General features: G+C 69.4%; 12 protein-coding genes. All 12 read left to right on the forward strand.

The annotated features are described in order from the left end of the window. Positions 1–30 precede the first annotated feature (30 nt). The 12 genes from OG906_RS43300 to OG906_RS43355 all read left to right on the forward strand — a co-directional run bounded on the left by OG906_RS43300 (position 31) and on the right by OG906_RS43355 (position 19,392). Positions 31–2,637: an ATP-binding protein gene (locus tag OG906_RS43300; RefSeq protein WP_212728526.1), complete on the forward strand. Its 2,607-nt coding sequence runs from the start codon at positions 31–33 to the stop codon at positions 2,635–2,637. Then, positions 2,634–5,090 carry a hypothetical protein gene (locus OG906_RS43305; RefSeq protein WP_329449399.1) on the forward strand — a complete coding sequence of 819 codons (2,457 nt, stop codon included), beginning with the start codon at positions 2,634–2,636 and terminating at the stop codon, positions 5,088–5,090. The genes OG906_RS43300 and OG906_RS43305 overlap by 4 nt, the downstream gene beginning before the upstream one ends. A 351-nt stretch (positions 5,091–5,441) precedes the next feature. Then, positions 5,442–5,840, forward strand: a complete 399-nt coding sequence (locus tag OG906_RS43310) for a hypothetical protein (protein WP_212728895.1) — start codon at positions 5,442–5,444, stop codon at positions 5,838–5,840. Next, on the forward strand, positions 5,833–7,290 hold the full coding sequence (locus tag OG906_RS43315) for a peptidoglycan DD-metalloendopeptidase family protein (protein WP_329449400.1): 1,458 nt from the start codon (positions 5,833–5,835) through the stop codon (positions 7,288–7,290). The genes OG906_RS43310 and OG906_RS43315 overlap by 8 nt, the downstream gene beginning before the upstream one ends. A gap of 223 nt (positions 7,291–7,513) precedes the next feature. Beyond that, on the forward strand, positions 7,514–7,999 hold the full coding sequence (locus OG906_RS43320) for a hypothetical protein (protein WP_212728528.1): 486 nt from the start codon (positions 7,514–7,516) through the stop codon (positions 7,997–7,999). Between the two features lie 31 nt (positions 8,000–8,030). Then, positions 8,031–10,514 carry an ATP/GTP-binding protein gene (locus tag OG906_RS43325; RefSeq protein WP_329449401.1) on the forward strand — a complete coding sequence of 828 codons (2,484 nt, stop codon included), beginning with the start codon at positions 8,031–8,033 and terminating at the stop codon, positions 10,512–10,514. Further along, positions 10,511–11,527 (forward strand): replication-relaxation family protein, encoded by a 1,017-nt coding sequence (locus tag OG906_RS43330; RefSeq protein WP_249938670.1) that lies wholly within the window; start codon positions 10,511–10,513, stop codon positions 11,525–11,527. Before OG906_RS43325 ends, OG906_RS43330 begins: the two co-directional genes overlap by 4 nt. Before the next feature lie 34 nt (positions 11,528–11,561). Then, the gene (locus OG906_RS43335; RefSeq protein WP_212728530.1) at positions 11,562–12,908 is read left to right on the forward strand and encodes a ParB/Srx family N-terminal domain-containing protein; all 1,347 of its coding nucleotides are present in this window, start codon (positions 11,562–11,564) and stop codon (positions 12,906–12,908) included. Beyond that, positions 12,905–14,020, forward strand: a complete 1,116-nt coding sequence (locus OG906_RS43340) for a DUF4417 domain-containing protein (RefSeq protein ID WP_212728531.1) — start codon at positions 12,905–12,907, stop codon at positions 14,018–14,020. The genes OG906_RS43335 and OG906_RS43340 overlap by 4 nt, the downstream gene beginning before the upstream one ends. 79 nt (positions 14,021–14,099) lie before the next feature. Next, positions 14,100–14,501, forward strand: a complete 402-nt coding sequence (locus OG906_RS43345) for a hypothetical protein (RefSeq protein WP_212728532.1) — start codon at positions 14,100–14,102, stop codon at positions 14,499–14,501. Continuing rightward, on the forward strand, positions 14,501–17,128 hold the full coding sequence (locus OG906_RS43350) for a hypothetical protein (protein WP_329449402.1): 2,628 nt from the start codon (positions 14,501–14,503) through the stop codon (positions 17,126–17,128). Before OG906_RS43345 ends, OG906_RS43350 begins: the two co-directional genes overlap by 1 nt. Continuing rightward, positions 17,128–19,392 carry a hypothetical protein gene (locus tag OG906_RS43355; protein WP_212728534.1) on the forward strand — a complete coding sequence of 755 codons (2,265 nt, stop codon included), beginning with the start codon at positions 17,128–17,130 and terminating at the stop codon, positions 19,390–19,392. Before OG906_RS43350 ends, OG906_RS43355 begins: the two co-directional genes overlap by 1 nt. Positions 19,393–19,395: the final 3 nt, after the last annotated feature.

The following is a 19,395-nucleotide window of genomic DNA, read 5'->3' on the forward strand; positions in this document are numbered from 1 at the left end:
CATCACCACCAGCACAGAAAGAAGAACGCCATGCGTCTCCCCGTCCGGCACATCAGCGGCCACCTGATCTGGACCACTGCCGCCACCGTGTGGGCGGTGTGGCGCGTCGACACTGAGAACTACACCCACGCCTCGAAGTCCACGAAGCGCGAGCGACTGGACTCCCTGGAGTCCCTCTTCAAGTCCCTGCGGGGCGAGGCCCTCCTGCTCAGTCTGTGCCCGAGCGTCGACGCCGCGTCGGTCGTCACCCGCATGACCGCCGGCGTCGACCTCGACGCCTCCCCCGAGTACGTCGACCTGGCGCTGAAGGTCCTCGACCAGCTCCAGGACCTCGAACTCACCGGCCGCGTCGACTTCCTCGCGGTCCCCCTGTCCCACGTCGACTTCAAGCAGAGCACCCGGGCTGTCTTCTCCTCCGTCCAGTCGGAAGTCATGGGCGCCCTCGGCCTGCCGGTCGCCCCGATATCCCTCTCTGACGAACGCCAGCGCCTGGAGCAGGCCACCCGCCTGGCGGCGGGCTGGCCCTCCGGCATCAAGATGCGGCCCGCCACCGAGGCGGAAATCCTGTGGATCTACGGGCACAGCGCCCGCCGCGGACTGAACGAGCCGCTCCTGCCCGAGGACGGCGCACCGCGGGGTCTGCGCGGCCGCGGTCACACGGTGACCGCCCACACCCAGGTCATCCTCGACGAGGGCGGCCGCGGCACCCGCGCTTCCAAGGGCCCCACCAACCCCTTCAAGCGCCGCTACCTGCGCGCCACCAGCGAACACGGCGACTCCTACCAGGCGTTCTGCGTGCTCTCCGAGATGCCGGAAGCCTTCCGGTTCCCCGGCAGCGAGTACCTGGCGGCGTTGGACGAGTTCAACTTCCCCGTGGACTGGGCCGTCCGGCTGCACGTCGAGTCCGGCTCGAAGGCCGAGCCGAAGAGCCGGCGTCAGCAGCGCGAGCTCGCGCACCAGCGCGGCGAGTACGACGGCGAGACCTCCGGTGTGCCGGCATCGCTCGACAAGGCGTCCTTCGCCCTGGACGAGTACCGCGACCGGCTCACCGCCTCCAGCACCGAGGTCGAGATCCGCGCCACCGTCGCCACCTGCGTATGGGGCACGACCCCCGAGGAGGCGGATGAGAAGGCGACGTCGCTGGCCAACCACTTCGGCGGCAACGACTACACGCTGGTGCGGCCCACCGGCGACCAGGTCGCGCTGTTCCACGGCATGCTGCCCGGTACCAAGACCCCGGGCCCGATGCTCGACTACACCCAGTACCTGCTGGCCAGGGACTTCGCCATGTCGATGCCGTTCTGCGGCGCCGGCCTGGGCGACGACTCCGGCAGCCTCTTCGGCCTCCAGCTCAACGGCGGCGGCGTCCGCCCCGTCCTGGTCGACTTCTCCCACGGTCCCCGCGTCAACGCCTCCGCGTCCGCCGCGTTCGTCGGCGAGCTCGGCTCAGGAAAGTCCGTCGCGATGAAGTGCGCGATGTACTCCATCCTCACCACCGGCCACCGGACCGGGCAGAGGAACTCCCGCGGCCGCGCCCTGGTCATCGACCGCACTCCCCAGCAGGAATGGTCGCGGTTCGCGCTCGCGTGCCCTGGCACGACCCAGATCATCAACGTCGACGAGAACGCCGGCGTCAGCCTGGACCCCCTGCGCGTCTTCCGCGGCCCGCGCGCCGCCCGCTACACCGAGTCCTTCCTCACCCCGCTCCTGGACATCGGCTCGATGAGCATCGAGGGCATCACCCTCGCCGAGGCGATCGAGGCCACCCGGCTCGGCCCGAAGCCGAGCATGACCGCCCTGATGGACACCCTCGCCGACCGGGCCCGCACACCCGACCCGGACGAGCCGAACGACAGCGCGGTCCGCGCCGCCGCCTCCGAACTCGTCCGCAAGCTGCGCTCTCTGGCGAAGAAGGACCTCGGCCGCACCATCTTCGACCCGACGCTGCCGGTCGTGCGGATCACGGACTCCGACAGCATCGTCTTCGCCGTCGACCGCCTGGGCCTGCCCACCAAGGAGGAGCTCTCCGAGCACCGCCTCCCGAGCCTGGAGGTCGAAAAGCGGTTCGGTTGGCGGTTGATGTACCTGATGACGGCGCTCTGCCGCGAGATCGCGTTCGCGGACCCGAACGAGTTCGCCGGCGTCTTCCTCGACGAGTGCTGGTGGCTCACCTCGTCCGCCGAGGGCTCCAACCTGATGCTCGAGCTGATCGCCGACGGCCGCAAGCACAACGCCGGAGCGTTCGCCGGCAGCCACGACCCGTACGACATCGGCCCGAAAAGCGAGATCGGCGACAAGATCAGGGCGCTGCTCAGCCACATCTTCGTCTTCCGCCACCGCGGCAAGGCCCTGGCTGCGCGGTGCCTGGAGTTCCTCGACCTCGACCCGACCGACGACGAGATGCTCAAGGTCATCACCGAGAACCTCAGCCCGCTCAACGTCAGCGAGACCGAGCGCGCCCTGCGGGCCGGCGAAGGCCTGTACCGAGACCTCCGCAAGCGCATCGCGGGCATCAAGGTGCTGATCCCTGCGGACGAGAATGCGGCCGCCGCGATCACCACGACGCCCGGCCAGCTCGACGACGAAGCCGACGAGACCGTGGAGTTCGCCGAGGCGGCGGACGGGGTCCTGGCATGAGTCGCCTCCGGCAGCGTGGCCTCAAGCGGCGCCTCGGTCTGATCGGGGTTCTGCTGGCCCTGTTCACCGTGGTGCTGGCCCCTGCGGCCGCGGCAGACCCGTCGCCGTCGCCCAGCGCGTCCGCGCCGGCGAAGCCGGCTGCCGGCCCCGGCGGCAAGAACCTGAACCAGAAGCCCAAGGACGGCAGCGACGGCATCCTCCAGCCGTTCAACGTCACCGACAAGGACGGCGTCCCGATCAGCTCGTACACCGTCAAGACGGACACGGGCGGCTGGAAGGACATCGACCTCAAGATCTGGAACATCGTTGCCCAACTGCTCTTCGGCGTCTCGAAGTGGGTCATTGGCTTCACCTGCTGGCTGATCAAGTGGGCACTGAACTTCGGGCTGGCCAAGGTCATGGTCGGTCCCGTCGAGAACATCTCCAGCACCATCAAGAACCAGGTCATCGACCGGCTCGGTCTGCCCGGCCTGTTCCTGACGTTCGCGGGCTTCTACTGCGGCTGGCTGATCCTCTTCAAGGAGCGCTCGCGCGGCTTCGCCGAAATCGGTGTCTCCCTGGTCGTCGCCGCACTGACCACCACCGTGCTTGTCTCGCCGGCCCAGGTCCTGCTCGGCCAGCACGACCAGGCGCAGCCGCAGGGCTCCACCATGCTGCTCTCGGAAGGTGGCCTGCTGGGCAAGGCAAAGGACTTCACCCTGGAGATCGCCAGCATCGTCCTGGCCGACGACCCCGCGAGCGCCAAGGGCAGCGCCGACCCGGACAACGTAGCGAAGCCGATCACCGACGCCTTGGTCGATGCGTTCATCGTCAAGCCCAACGAGCTCATGGTGTACGGGCAGACCTTCGACGGGCCGTGCGACAAGGCCTTCCGCGAGTACAAGCTCGCCGAGTTCAACCTCGACCAGCTCGGGATGAACTACTGGGACGCCGCGATGATGGACTCGATCTACGACACGAACTTCATCGGGCAACTCAACGAGAACGCGAAGAAGTTCGAGGCGGCCTGCGGGGACGTGAAGCCCAAGGCCAAGCGGGCATCCGCCGACCTTGCCTTCTCCGCTCTGTTCGTCGCGATCGCCGCGGTCATCGTGGCCATCCTCATGATCCTGGTCACCGGGACGTTCCTCACGGCGCAGGGCTGGCTGGCCTTCGAGGCGATCCGCGGTCACTGGGCCCTCACCGCCGGCATTCTGCCCGGCGGCGGCCGCGCCACCTTGTGGCGCTGGTTCTCCGCGATCACCAAGGCCGTTCTCGGCATCATCATCGCCATCCTCTTCCTGGCGATCTTCATCCTGATCGTTCTGGCCCTGATCGACGCGGACACCGGTGACGTCCTGGCCGTGAAGTTCATCGTCATCGACGTCACGGCCGTCGCCGGTCTGGCCGGTCACAAGAAGATCAAGCAGACCGCGCAGAGCATCGCGGTCAACCTCAACCGCAAGCTGGCCAATGCGCGCGTGGGCGGCGCCGGCCGCCGCTCCGTGTTCAGCAGTCCCGGCCGCTACGCCGAGACCGCCCCCGGTCTGAAGCAGATGTGGGGCGAGGCCCGAGGCGAGGCGCGGCGCGTGAGCAGGCCGGTCGGCCAGGGTCTGAAGTCCGCCAAGAACGCCTGGGTCGGCTCACCGCAGGCGAACCGCAAGGCCGGCCGGCTGCGGACTGCTGCCCGGCTCGCCACCAACGCGGCCGCGGCCGTCGGCACCGGCGGTGCGAGCACGGCCGCGAAGGTCGCGGCGCAGCAGGCGGCCAAGCAGACCCTGAAGAAGCGGCTGGCCACGGCGGCCGCGAACAAGATGTCCCAGACCAGGGGCGGCAGGGCCACCATGGCCACGGGAAAGGCCGCAGCCACGACTGCCAAGTACGGCGCCAAGGCCGGGAAGTTCGCCTTCATGGCCACGGTGGGCGCACCTGTGGGGATCCCCCGCGGTGTTGCCGCGACCAAGCGTGGTGGCGCTGCGGCGATTGCGCGCGGGAAGAAGGTCGGCGACGACCTCAAGGCTGTGAAGGCGCGCACCGTCGACAAGAAGGTCCAGGAGGCCAAGGACTTCGGAGCCGAGTACAAGCGCAACGTCGCCACGGCTGGCAAGTTCGTGGCGAAGCAAGGGACGAAGGCACAGGTCAACCTCGGTCTGGCTCCGATCCAGTCGAACCCGCGGGCCGCGACTCCTCCCGGGCCCCGGGCCGGTGCCATCGCGCCGAGGACTCCCGGGGGCGCATCGGCTGCGGCCGGTGCCAAGACGCCCGGTCCCAAGGCGGCCGGCACGAAGACGCCGAGCTCGGTGAAGCCGCCGGCCGCCGGGCCGGCCGGGGTGCCGAATATGCCGACCCCGCCCACCCCTGCACCGCCGACCCCGCCGGCCGCGAAGAAGTCGACGCCGGCCAAGCCGCCAGCTCCGCCCCGGGCCATCCGGCGCGCCACCCGGCCGCCCGGCCCGCCCAGGCCCCGGCCGTAGCCGGGCCGCGGCCGGGGCCCAACGGGCCCCGGCCGCCCGGATCACCGCACCAGAACCACCTCACGGGGGACCCTCATGCCGAAAACCGATGTCGCGCGTGCCCGCGCCCAGCGCGGGACGATCGTGCTGTTCGCCGCTGCGGCAGTCCTGGCAGCTGTCGGCGTCGCTCTCTTCCTTGGGCTCGGTGGGAGCGATCGTCCCGCCACCCCTGGATCCTCTGCGCGTACGGCCGGACCCTCCGCCGTTGCCACTGGGAGCAGCTCCGGCAGCGCACGCCCGACGACGGCCTCGCCCGTTGCCGAGCCAACCGAGTCTCCCGTCGCCTCGGAGCCGAGTTCGCTGCCCGCACCGTTGCAGGAGGCGGCCCGGGGGTTCACTACCGCGTGGGCCAGCCACGACGCCCGGCCGGGCCGGGACACCTCGTTCGACGACGCCTCCCGGCGCGCCGCCGCCTACGCAGACGGCGATCTGGCCGAGGACCTGCGCACTCACACCGGCGGCAGCGCCGGCCGGCGGCAGTGGCTGAACTGGAAGGACCGCCAGGTCCAGGTGACGGTCACCGTTTTGCGGGTGTCACTGCCGGACGGAGCTCCCGCGCCGACCGAGGACTCCGCCTTCGCGCGCGTGATCTACAGGCTGACCGAGACGCCGGCCACGGGGGCCGCCACCGCGTCGGAGGAACAGGTGGCACTCAAGCTCCACCGTGGCGCCGACGGCAGCTGGCGCGTCGTGGGGCTTCCCAATGTCTGAGCAAGGCGAGTCCAAGGCCCTGCGCAGAGTACTGATCGCGATCCTTTTGTCATGCCTGCTCGGCTTCGGCTTGGTGCTGGCTGCCGTGCTGGCGCTGACCTCGGCGATCGGTGAGGACAACACCAGCGACGCGTTGGAGAACGCGGGATTCGGCGGCGGCCTGTCGGACACCAAAGACATCCCCGACTGGCTGCGCCCGATCATCCTCAACGCGGTGCGGGACTACGGCTGCGCGGAGACCACTCCTTCGCTGATCGCCGCCCAGCTCTACCAGGAGTCCAACTTCCGCAAGAACCCGCCCGACGGCGGAGCGGGCGCGCTCGGGATCGCCCAGTTCATCCCTTCCACGTGGGCCACGCAGGGCATCGACGCCAACAAGAAGGGCGGCGCAGACCCGCTGGATCCCGAGGACGCCGTGCCGTCGATGGTGTCCTACGACTGCAAGCTCGCCGACGAGATCCGCAGCGTGCCCGGCGACGTCGTCGACAACATGCTCGCCGCGTACAACGCCGGCGGCGGCGCGGTGAAGCAGTACGGCGGCATCCCGCCGTACAAGGAGACCCGGGACTACGTCCGCGAGATCCGGGAGCGGGCGGAGAAGTGGGCCGCTCCGATGGACGGCAAGGTCTCCGGTGGCCTGGCCAAGGTCGTCGCCGGCGCCAAGGAGGCCTACAACACCCCCTACGTCCTGGGCGGCAGCTGCAAGCCCCCGTTCGTGGGCTCTACCGGCTGCGACTGCTCCAGCCTGGTCAAGTACGCCTGGAGCAAGGTCGGCGTGAACCTCCCCAGGGTCACGTACGACCAGGTCGGCATCGGCAGCAAGATCAACTCGGCGAAGGACCTGCGCCCCGGCGACCTCATCTTCTCCGGTGGCAGCGCCTCCAGCCCGGAGCACGTCGCCATGTTCATCGGCGGCGGAGAGGTGATCGACGCGCCGCACACCGGTGCCCGCGTCCGGATCGAGCCCCTCTCGTTCTGGACGGACCGAATCCTGATCATGAAGCGTCCGGACTACACCGAGCCCGATTCAGGCGGCACGTCGGGCTCATGGGTCGCCCCGGTCGCCGACGAGCACATCGGCACCGGATATGGGGTGTCGGGGTCAATGTGGTCGAGCGGCTACCACACCGGCGTGGACTTTCCGGTACCCAAGGGAACCGCGGTTCGCGCGGTGGGCCCGGGCACCGTGGTCACGGCCGGCTGGAACTCCGCGTACGGCTACCAGGTGGTGATCAAGCACGGGGACGGCAAGTACTCGCAATACGCGCACCAGTCCTCGCTGAACGTCTCCGTCGGCCAGAAGGTAAAGGGTGGCGACCGGATCGGATGGTCCGGCGACACGGGCAACGTCAGCGGCCCGCACCTCCACTTCGAGATACGTACCGGGCCTGAGTACGGATCGGACATCGACCCGCTGGCCTACCTCCGCGGTCACGGCGTGAAGATCTGACCCACGGCCGGCGTCACGCGCTCCCTGCGGGGAGCCGTGGCGCCGGCCGACGCAACTCGGCGAAGAATTTCGGAGCGGAGTGTCACACCGAGCCGGATCCCGACACCTGTAGCAGACGAAAGGCCCGTTTGCTCTCTGGAGGTGCCGCCGTGCTCCCGACTTCCCCCGTGCCCGCTCCGGCTGACGCCGCGGCGCCGCCCACCCTGCCCGCGGACGGTGGGCGATGACCACGACCGACCTCATCGACGGCGTCATCGGCTTCACCGGGGACCTTCCCGCTCACGCCGAACAGCTGGCGAACTCGGTGATGGCCAACGCCTGGTGGGTCGCCCTGGTCGCCCTGGTCGTCGGCGGTGTCGCTGCCGCGGTCCGCTGGGCCCTCTCCCGCGGCCCGATGTCCAAGCGAACGGCCCTGGAAGTGCTGCCGACCACAGGCTTCGACCCGAAGCCGGAAGAGGTCATCCGCTTCGGGCACCAGATGGCCCGCGCGCACAAGAGCGTGTCGCGCTGGCTCGTCACCTCGACCCGCACCAGCGCCCTCCGCGTCCGCTTCACCTGCTCCGACGGAGCGCTGTCCATGAGGGTCGAGGGCCCGGACCGAGCGATGTCGGTGCTGCGCCACCAGGGCTACGCCCAGGTCGAGATGAGGCCCGTGGAGGCCGACGGCCGTGCTGCACGCGAACAGCCGCAGATCCGGCTCGGCTCCTGACGCCCCGACGCACACCACAGACAGGTAGATCATGACCATCGCACCAGACCCGACCGTCGCACCGCCGGTCGATCTCGCCAAGCCGGATGCGGACGTCCGCGACACGCCGGCCACCCGGGAGATGCACTACGCCCGCGCGGAGCTGGCCCTGGCCCTTCCTGACCACCTCGCCCTGCGCGAAGTGCCGCTCACCCCGGACCCGCTCGAGGCCCTGGCGAACGCGGTCGCCGACGTCCGCGAGGATCTCGGCGAGAGCGCCGACGTCATGCTGGACCTCGTTCCCGTCGCCCCGAACCGGGTCGGCAGCCGCCGCCGGCGCCTGCTCGCCCAGGCCCGCCGCAACCCGTCCGACGGTCCGGCCATACCCGGCATGCCGCAACAGCGCACCAACCGGTTCGGCTTCGACCTCGGCGCCGTCATGTCCGAGATCGCCACCGAGATGAAGGGCAACCAGGGCGGCGGCGCCCGGCAGCGGCAGCACCACCAGCAGCAGCGCACCCACCGCGTCGCCGACATGAAGGCCGCGATGGGCAAGCTCGCCCCTGGCGCCGAGCCGGTCTTCTCCATGCAGCTGCTCGTCCGCACCTGCGCACGCGATGAGTACCGGGCCCGGATGCTGCTGGACCAGATCCTCGCCGCCCTGGAGCCGTGGTCCGGCGACAACCACCTCCGGCCCGTCGGCCTCCACCTCGGAGTCACCCGCGTCCGTTCGGACCACTGGTTCTACCGGAGCAAGTTCGACCGCCGCTTCGAGACCGGGCTCTTCGTGCCGCGCCGGCACTCCTGGGTGACCGCCCAGGAGATCGCCGGCCTGCTCAAGCCGCCCACCAAGCACAACAACGCCCCCAACATCACCCGCTCGGGCGGGGTCGTGCCGCCCCCTCCGGCGGCCCTCCCGACGTGGACGGGACAGCAGGGCCTGCTCCCCCTCGGCTGGGTATCCAAGTCCGGCGGCGGCGAGCGCCTGGCCGGCGTCCCGCTGAAGTACCTGCTGTTCGCGTTGTTCCTCGGCAAGTCCGGCTTCGGCAAGACCGAGATGTCGCTGGTCCAGGCGATCGCCCTGGCTCACAACGGGTTCGGCGTGCTCTTCCTCGACCCACACGGCGACGGCTGGACCCGCGCGCGCCCGTACCTGGCGCACAAAGAACTGGCCGACCGGATCTGGGAAATCGACCTCACGTCCCCGGAGCTCGACAAGTTGGTCGGCTCCTGGAATCCGCTGTCCATGGAGCGCCGGCGCGAGTCGGAGATCCCCGACCTCGTCCAGTACATCGTCACCGGCTTCGCCGCGGCCCTGAACTGGAGCGACAGCGCCGGCCGAGCGAAGACCATCCTCACCAGGGCGGTCGAGTCCCTGGTCTACCTGTCGTGGCACGTCTGCCGCGCCGGGCGGCCCGAGCTGGCGCCCACCGTCTTCCAGATCCGTACGATCCTCACCGACGCGGTCTGGCGCACCAACGTGCTGCCTTACCTGCCCAAGGACATCCGGGACTTCTGGGAGAACGTCTTCCCGAGCTACAGCAAGGAAGCCGTACCGGTCGTCACCAACATCATCGAGCGCCTGTCGTCCAGCAACGCGATCAAGGCGTTCCTCGGGTCGAGCCGGTCGACGTACGACATCCGGCACGCCATGGACACCGGCAAGATCGTCTTCGTCTGCCCCGCTGGCACCGGCGACGTCGACCGCATCATCAGCTCCCTGCTGATCTACGACCTCTTCCGCGCCGGCCTCTCACGACGAGACACCCCGCCCGACCAGCGCCGCGACTTCTACACCTTCATCGACGAGCTGACCAGCGTGGACGGCGCGTCCAAGGGGACCCTCGCCCAGATCACCGAGCAGCTGCGCAAGTACAACGTGAAGTTGCTCGCCATGACGCAGATGGCGCAGCGGCTGAGCGCCACCACCAGGCAGGGTCTGCTGCAGAATCTGTCCATCCTCTCGACGACGGCGTCCGACGTCGACGAGGCGACGCTGGTCACCCGACGGTGGGGAAAGAAGGTCTCCCCCGACACGATCGTCCAGCTCAACCGGTACAACTACGTGATGTCGGTGACGCTCGACGGCGGTACGAGCGACCCGTTCCGTGTCCGCGGTGCCTCGGTGGAGGACCTGTACGGCGACTACTTCCGGCCGCAGAACGAGGAGCGGCTGGCACGGGCCATCGACGAGAACCTGCAGCGCCGCTCGGTGCGCGACATCCTCACCGACCTGCGCCGGCTGGACCTGAGGCTGCGCCGGTTCATCGTCACCCTCGATGTTCCGCCGGACGACGATCCCACCGGCGCCGATGTGCCGCCCGACGAGCCCGACTTCGACGAAGCCGCACCTGCGGACGACGAAGGCTCCGGTGGACCGACCGATGGCACGGTGTCCACCGGTGGGCCCGCCAAGCCTCGGGTCCACGACAGCGAAGGCACCCTCATCAGCGGCGAGCAGCCGGATCCGGCTGACGAGACCCCGAACAACGTGCACCCGATCAATCCCCACCAGAACCAGTCGAGGCTCGGATGAACATGCCCCTTGCCGAGTCGCCCGCGACGGCGGCGCCGACGCGCAGCTTTCACACGCTCGGCCGCGAAATCCTGGAACTGCTGTACCAGCACCGAGTGCTGTCCACCCCGCAACTGCATGTGCTGCTGACCCTGCCCGAGAAGCGGCCGGGCCGTCCCGTGTACCTGCGCTGGCAGCTCGGCGAGCTGCACCAGGCCGGGCTGGTCGACCGGATCCGGGCACACGGACCCGGCGGCCGCGGGCGCGTCCAGAGCCAGCCGTTCCTGTGGTTCCTCACCGAAGCCGGCGCCGCGTCGGTGGAGGAAGCCGGAGAGCTGCCCTCCCGGCCCTACCGGGTGTCGCCCGAGTCGGTCGCCGGGGCCCGTCAGGCGCACACGCTCGGCGTGAACGAGGTCGGGGTGGCCTTCGTCGAGTGGGCACGCCGCCTCGGCCACGAGTGCGGTCCGCTGGACTGGACCCCGGAGGTCGCCAACCGGATCCGTGACGGGCAGCGCCGCTTCGAGGACGACCACGTCATCAGCGACGCCGTCCTCAACTACGTGCATATGGAGCGCGGTGGCCGGCGCACGATGCTCAGCTTCTTCGTCGAGTTCGACCGCGCCACGATGACCTCCGCGCGGCTCGCCGCGAAGCTCCAGGCCTACGGCCGGCTGTACGAGTACGTCCCGCAAAGTGCGGACCGCACGCGACGGACCCCGAACGCGACGCGGCCGGCGTGGATGTACAACTACCCGGTCTTCCCCCGGGTCCTGGTGATTCTCGACGCGGCGCCGCCGAAGGCCGGGGAGCCGGACCGGCGCCCGCAGCGGCTGGCCGCGCGCACCGAGGACCTCTACACCCGCGCCGCGGCGGACGTCCGTCTCAGCCGGCTCAAGGGCGACATCCACATCGGCGTCACCACCCTGCAGCAACTCCAGGAGCACGGGCCGTTCGCCCCGATCTTCACCCCGCTGCTGAGCGGCACGCAGTCCGCCCGCCCCGCCCCTACCGACCTCTACCTCGCCACGAAGTGACCGGCCGCGCCCCGGCCCTGAAGGAAGCAGCACCATGACCAGTACCTCGCTCGAGGCTCCGCCCGACGGCGGGAGCATGATCCGGCTCACCGAGATCCTGCACCGCAGCGTCAAGCTGCGGCAGCGGCGGTTCGAGATGCTGCCGCTGCGCGGCCAGGGTGCACCCTTCACCGAGCCCCACGCCCGCAACCCCTCCGACTCCCTGCCTCCGTCCGAGCTCGCCGACCTCATCTCCTCCATGTCCGTCATCGGCCTCCTGGAGCCGGTCTTGGCCGAGGAGATCGTCGTCGACGGGAAGGCGCCGACGATCCGTCTGGTCACGGGGGAGCGCCGACTGCGTGCGATGCGCTGGGGCGCCGTCAACCGGCCGGACAACCCGCACTTCGAGGCCCTGCCCGCCGTGCTCTGCCCGGGTCCCTTGTCCGAAGAGGAGCGTCACATGTGGCGCTTCGTCGAAAATTTCGCGCGTGAGCCTCTTCGGCCCGGCGAGCAGGCCGCCGCCCTGCTGTACCAGCGGTGCGCCATCCTGGTCGGCAAGCTCCTCAAGGCCGGCAAGCCCGTGCCCCAGGAGGTCTACGCGATTCCCGACCCGGCAGAGCGGTTCCACGCTCTGGAGAAGATCCGCGGCACCGACAGTGCATGTGCCGCTCCCTGGAGCGAGGTGCTCGACCGGCTCGGGCTGCAACTCAACGAGCGCAAGGCCGGCGAGCTCGTGCGTGCGTTCCGCGCGCTGCCGCGTGACCTCACCGAGGAGATGGACGAGGCGGCGATCCGCCTGAACACGCGGATCAAGTTCGCCGAGCTCCGCAATGGCCGGGCACAGGCTGCCGAAGGCATTTGGGCCGCACTGAAGTCCTCGAAACGGCTCCACCTGCTGCCGACCGCCGTGAACGTCGGCTTGGAGGAGCCCGAGCTTGACCCAGAAGAGGTCATCACCGAAGCCGAGGAGCGTCAGGAAGCGGCGAACGCCGGCCGCCGGGCGAAGCTCACCCGGGTCCTGAGCAGCCCAGAAGCTCAGAAGGAATCCGAGGACGGCGAGGACGACGCCGCCCCGTCGGCAATCGGCCAGGAAGGGCCGGCCGAGGTCTCGGTGGCGGAGGGTACGGCGCAGCTGGCACCGGCGTCGGCGGCCGAGGCCGGCACGGCGGCGCTGTCAGCCGACGACGCCCCCAGCCGCCCGGCCGTGGAGACCGACACGATCCGCACCGCCCTGGACGGAATCCGCGGCCTGCTGGTCGAGGTCCGCGCCGGCAAGGAGATCGCGCGTTACGACCGCGGTTCCCTGCGTCTCGCCCTGCGCGAGCTCAGTACCCACCTCGACGACGCCCCCGCCGGCGAGACAGACCACGACGCGATGAACGAAGGAAGCGAAGCCGCATGACCAGTGTTTCCCTGCCCATCCCGACCGTCGGCGTTCCCCTGCCCGGCCGGGGATGCGACTGCAACAGCTGCGCCTTCTACGCCGGCCCGGACGGTCGGGGAGGCCCGGCCACCGTCGAGCCGCTGTGCACCGGCCAGAACTCGGACTGCCGGTTCTGCGGGTGCGCGGCGGCCGAAGCTGACGCTCCGGCGAACGCGTGCGTGACCCGGAAGTGCCCGATCCGGTGCGGGAGCCGGACCGACATAGCCGGGTGGATGGCCGACGTCGGCGGCACCCTGACCTTCGACGACATCACCGTCGACAGCACCCTGCCCGCCGGCTTGCCGTCCTTCATCCCCATGACTGACGGCAGCGCCATCACCAAGCTCGACACCAGCTTGAACTGGCCGGCCTACGGGGTCGGGCTGCGGCGCGTCTTCTCCCCGGACACCCACACGCTCTACAAGCGCTTCACCGAGCAGACCGCACGCCAGGCCCTCGCCCTCGGGGACCACCAAAAGGCCGTCCTGGTCGGCTACGGCGAGGACCCCCTCGTCGAGGCCTTCTGGACCCGCCGCGAACGCGACAGGCTCGTCGAGCGAATCGCTGAGCAGGAGTGGGACCTGGTGCTCTCGTGCAACTACAGCATCTACGGCGACTGGCCCCGCACCGAGCACCTGCTGAACATGCGCCGCAGCCTGATGCTCGCCCAGGAGTTCGCAGAGGCCGGCGTGAACGTCGTACCGAACGTGTACTGGTTCCGGCTGGAGGACCTCCAGCGCTACCTCGCCTGGATCGAGGACACCCAGCCGGCGGGCATCGCCATCAACGTGCAGACCGTCCGCGACAACGCCGACTGGGACAGCTGGGAGCGGCCCGGCCTGCACTGGCTTGCCGAGCATCTGCCCGAGGACATGCCGGTCTTCCTCACCGGCCTGTCCCGAGCCAACCGCATCGCCGAGATGGCCGAGATCTTCGGTCCCCGGTTGACCTTGATCTCCCAGAACCCGCATCAGTACGCCCTGCACGGCGCGATCATGACCCCCAACGGTCGCGAGGATGTCCACGCCCGAAGCGAGGACGCCTTCGCCGCCACGGTCCAGTACATGGCCTCGCTCCTGCCGAACCGCTGAAACTTCTTCGCCCGCACTGTCACACCGGCGGCTCCTCCCACACCTGTAGCAGGTGAAAGCACCTACGGGAGGAGCCTCCATGACGACCGACACCAACCACCCTGATGCCGAGACAGCGCAGACGCCGACGGCCGCTCCGGCCTGGCGGCTGTGGATCCTGCTCGTCTGGCACCCCGCGCTCGGCCTTCCGGTCGACCCCGTCGCCGTTCTCGGCCTCGACGAGGGCCAGCAGCAGGCCGCACCGGTCGTGCGCTGGGTCCCACTGGTCTACGAGGCGGCCGACCCCTGGCGAGAGCGCCTGAGCGCGCCCACCACCAGCCAGGACATCGAACGCTGGATCGCGCAGTCCGGCGGCGTGTGCGCGATCGAGCCCGCAGATGTTCCCGATGGCGCGCTCGACCTCACCCATGCCGCCGACCTCGTCCTGGATGAACTGCTCGCCGAGGTCATCCCTGCGCTTCCGCCGCGGGGTGACGGCTGATGGGTACGGGCAGCAAGTCCTCGCACGCCTCCTACGCCGTAGGGCCCACGACCGCGTCCGAGGCGGACGACGTGGTGGCGGAAGCGCCGGCGCAGCCCATGTCCGACGAGGAAGTCCAGGCCAAGGCCGACCTCCTGATGGCGATGAACCTCATGGAGGAGATCACCGACCCGCCGTTCGCCCTCGACCCCGAGGACGAAGTCCCGACGGACCCCGTCGAGCGGTACGACGCCTTCGTCGGTCAGGTCGAGCAGGCTCAGGAGGCCATCGAGAAGCTGAAGGAGGCGGGCGCTTCCGATGAGGAGATTGAGGCCCATACCAAGGCGCTGAAGGCGCAGACCCTCGCCTACCTGAACTCGCTCGACGAGGACGACCTGCGCGAGATTGCCGAGGCCAAAGGCTTCGAACACCCGGCGCTGGTGGGTTTGTCCGGCAAGGGCCAGCACCCGTTGGTTCACTGGCTCGACCCCGCGTACCCGGGCGACATCCCGTCCAAGGCGAAGATCCAGGCCGCCGCTCTCAACCGGTACAACGAGCTGCTCGCCGGCAAGACGGTCGGCGGAATGACGCTGGCTGACCTGCACGAGCTCGAGGGAACCGAGCCGCCCCTCAGCGGCGGCGCCTGGAAGGCCACGCCGGACGAGGTCGCGGCTTCCGCCCAGGCGGTGACCGCGTCGATCGATGCCTGGAACGAGGCGAAGAAGAGCTACGGGCCGCAGTCTCAGGAGCAGAGGGCTGAGGCCCTGCAGGCGATGCTGGCGGCCGAGCAGAAGGTGGCGTCGGCCGACTGTCCTGAGCTCGGCGAGGACCTGGCCAAGGCCAAGGCCGAGGCCAAGTTGGCGGTCGACGAGGCTCTCCAACACGCGTACCTGCCGCCGAAGGACCTCCAGCCTCTCGTGCAGCAGGCTCTCGCTTCGGGGCAACTGAGCGAGACCGAGGCGATGCACCTCGGTAGTCACGGGCTCGTGGCATTGATGCGGCCGAACACACCCGAAAGCCAGGTGGAGACGCTCAAGGCCCTGGCGGCCAAGAGGCAGGAGCAGCTGGCGGACCTCGACGCCGGCTACGCCGCCCACGTTGCGATGGCCCCCGGAGGCGACCAGCCGCTGAACCTGCCGTCGGCGGGCGACCCGGGCGCGCCGCAGGCGATCGCCGAGTGGGCGAAGAATGCCGGCGATGTCCGGAACATGCAGACGGACGTGAACAGCTGGTACTCCCAAATCCAGCAAGGCGGCGCCAGCGACACCCCGTATGCCGAGCACCCGGCCCTCGGGCCGGGGAAGTACCTCCAGCCCAACGAGATCACCAGCGACTTCAAGGCGTGGGCCGCGAAGCAGAAGCTCGCCGACCTGCGCACCGTCGCGGCCGAGCTGGGGATGGACAACAACGGCAAGGCCACGCGGGCCCAGGTCCAGAACTACATCGCCGCGAGCTTCAACAAGAAGTACGACCAGCAGGCCATCAAGGACAAGGTCAACGCGGACGTCGCGAAGAAGGAAGCGGCCAAGACCGCCAAGTCGGCAGCCGCCGTGGCACCTTCGGCGAAGCCCGATGGGGGTCTGGCCTCGGATGAGGCGGTCCAGGCCGTGGCGAGCAAGCTGCCGAAGAACGGCGCGACCGCCACGCCCAAGCCGGCCGCGAACGCAGCGAAGCCGGCGAAGGCGCCGAAGCCGGGGTCGTTCAACGCGAACATCCAGGCGCTGATGGCCGAGGTGCAGCAGGCGAAGGCGACCAGTCAGGACGTCCCGGCCTACGTCGATCCCAAGGAGGTCGCCGGCTGGTCCTTCGGCGCGGGTACCAAGGTGTCGAATCTCGGCGGGACGTACGCCAAGACCGTCCATGCTGGCCCGGACGGCTCGCAGTGGATGTTCAAGGCCGACCACAACCACGGCGGTGCCCTGGGCCACACCGAGGCCGCCGCGTCCCAAGTCCTGTCGCTGGGCGGCGTGCCGGCAGTGCCGGTGTACCACCACAAGAAGGCCGACGGCACGGCCGGTTCCATCCAGCCGCTGCTCAAGGACGCCAAGCCGTTCACGTCCAGCCCGAGCCAGTGGACGCAGTCCCAGGTCGACGCGATCGTCCGGTCGCACGTGGGCTCCTGGTTCGTCGGCGAGCACGACGGTCACCAGGACAACTGGCTGGCCACGCCCTCGGGCGGCCTCGTGCAGATCGATCGCGGGCAGGCCTTCAAGCACTACGGCCTGGACAAGCTGTCGGTCGACTACGCCCCCAGCGGCGGAGGCGGCTTCACCCCGATCCACCAGAAGCTCTACCAAGCAGCCCTGGGAGGCGGCTTGGCCAAGGGCGTCAAGATCAGTCCTGCCGCCGCACACCCGGTGATCAAGAAGTTCGAGTCCATGCCGGATGCACAGCTGCGCTCGATCCTGCACTCCACCGCGCACGAGGGCGTCAAGGCCGGCGTGGCGTGGGTGCCGCAGATGCGCAGCAAGGCGGCCAAGGCGCTGAAAGTCCCGCAGTCCCAGGTCACGCACGCCCAGATCGCCACGGCGTTCCTGGACCACGCAGTCGAGAGGAAGAACAACTTGCGTCAGAACTTCGCCGACTTCTTCGTCAAGCAGATGGGTCTGCCTTCCGGCGCCTCCCTCAAGCACGGCGGTGGTAGCTGATGGGAACCGGATCCAAGTCGAGCCACCAGAGCTACGCGGTCAGCCCCACCGCGCTCGCCGAGGCACCCACCGCGCCGCCGGACATCACCGGAGCGCCGGATGCGGCCGAGGGGACCGACCTCACGGGCGCGGCCGCGGGAGGCACGGGCATCCCCGAGCTCGAGGAGCTGGAGCTTTCTCAGCTGCTTGCCGAACCTGCTCCCCCTGCGGAAGCTCCCGCTGCCGAGGACGCTTCGGCGGAGCTCGACGCGCTGCTGGGCGCCGAACCCGCACCTGAGCCTGACGTGTCCGCTACCGGACCCGAGGAGGAACTCCAGGAGGCTTCGACCGAGCCCGAGGGCCTCGCGGCCGAGGGGGAGCTGCAGGGCAGTGGTGAGGAGGCGCCGGCGGAGGAGGCTGGACTGCTCCACGCCGACGACATCGAGGAGGTCCAGGAGGAAGAGGAGACGGACCCGCCGCTGACGCCGGTGCCGGCCGCGCCCCCCGTCGGCGAGCCGACCGGCACGCCGCTCCTCGTGGGCGGGGACGACTTCATCAACTCCGAAGCCACCCTGGTCGCCTACGACTCGCCGGACGGCCCGCGGGAGGTGCTGCTCACGCACATATCCGAGGAGGCCGAGGAGAAGCTCCTCGACGCGCTGAGCATCCCGGGCACCCACATGGAGGAGATCCAGGTCGAGGAGGAGGTCAAGGAGCGCCTCGACCTCGACAAGGAGAAGAAGCTGGCCGAGCTGACCAAGACCGCGATCAGCTCGGTGCAGCACAAGCTGAAGACCGGATCCGAGATGTCGGACGCGTCGATCGCCAAGCACCAGGCGGCCGTCGACGCGGTCTCCGCCGTCCTGAGCGACCCGTCGATCAGCGACGACGAGAAGGCCATGGCCCAGCACTACATGGACCAGCTGAACGTCGTGAAGGACAAGATCGACAACGGCGGGTCGGTCATGCCGTGGATGGATGCCTACGAGGTGACCGAGACCAAGATGGTCACCAAGCAGATACCGGTGCCCAACGGGGATCCGGAGCCCGGCACGCTCGCCGCGACGGTCCGCAAGGCCAGCCGGATCAAGGCGTCCCTCGACCCGGAGACGGGCCAGTCGTCCTGGGACGGCGTCACCCGCAGCTCCGCCAACGGCACCGAGTACGAGATCGACATGGGTGACGGCTGGACCGCCGTCTACCGCCCGTACAAGGACAACGACCCGAAGCACACGGAGTTCTCGCTGCGCGGGCAGCTCGAAGTCCACGCCCCGGCCGGCGCCGGCCACGGCAAGGACCTCGTGGAGCGCCTGGAGCAACTCCACCTGATGAACAAGCCGATGACCGCGGCCGAGGGTGAGTGGACGTACCTGTCGAACAACATCCAGGCGCAGGGGCTCGGTGGGGCCGCCGGCATGCAGGCGGCCATGGACACGGCTCAGGGACTTCAGGACCTTCAGGTTCAGGAGATCGTGCACCAGCGGATGGAGACCCTCATGGGCCTCGACAGCGGGGCCCTGCAGACTGCAATGAAGCGGATCCAGTTGGAGGCCGCCCACAAGGTGCTGCCGATGAAGGTTGAGGTCGTCCGGGACGCCGTGGCCAAGGCCTCCGGATTCTCGGACGGGGCCGCACTGGCGGCCAGCCCGGGCTACGAGCCGACACCGTCGACCTCCGGCAAGTGGCTGACGTGGTCTCGCTTCGACGTGACCGGGAAGCAGGCCGAGATCCAGGGGGCGTTCAAGGGGAGGTCCCTGACCCACGGGCTCCACGGCGGTGCGCTCGCCAGTCTCCTGGGAACCGGCGTACTGGCCTCCACGGAGAAGCGGGCCGTCATGGGCATCGGCGGCGGACTCGGCATGAGCGAGCAGGCCGACAAGATGACCGGCGGCGCCAACAGCGTGTTCCTGCGGGTCAAGAAGACTCCCAGCCAGCCGAGCGGCGGCATGCTGATCTGGGACGACCCGAGCGTGCTGATGCGACGCAGTGACTACTACGCCTACAACGGCGACCACTTCGGCGCCATCAACCCCGCGCACCACAACTACAACGAGAGCGCGATCACCCGCGACCCGATGAAGATCGCGAAATTCTCCGCCGCCGGCAACGAGGTCATGTTCAGGAACGGGCTCGACCTGTTCGGAGCGGAGGCGCCCAGCCGGATCGTGTGCCACACCGCCGCAGAGCGCACCACCATCCTCGCTTCCCTCGCCTCACGTGGCATCACCCACATGGGCGGGAAGGCCGTTGAGGATGTCCTGTGCACGACCGACGACTACAGCTGACAA

The sequence above is a fragment of the Streptomyces sp. NBC_01426 genome (assembly GCF_036231985.1).
GTDB lineage: Bacteria > Actinomycetota > Actinomycetes > Streptomycetales > Streptomycetaceae > Streptomyces.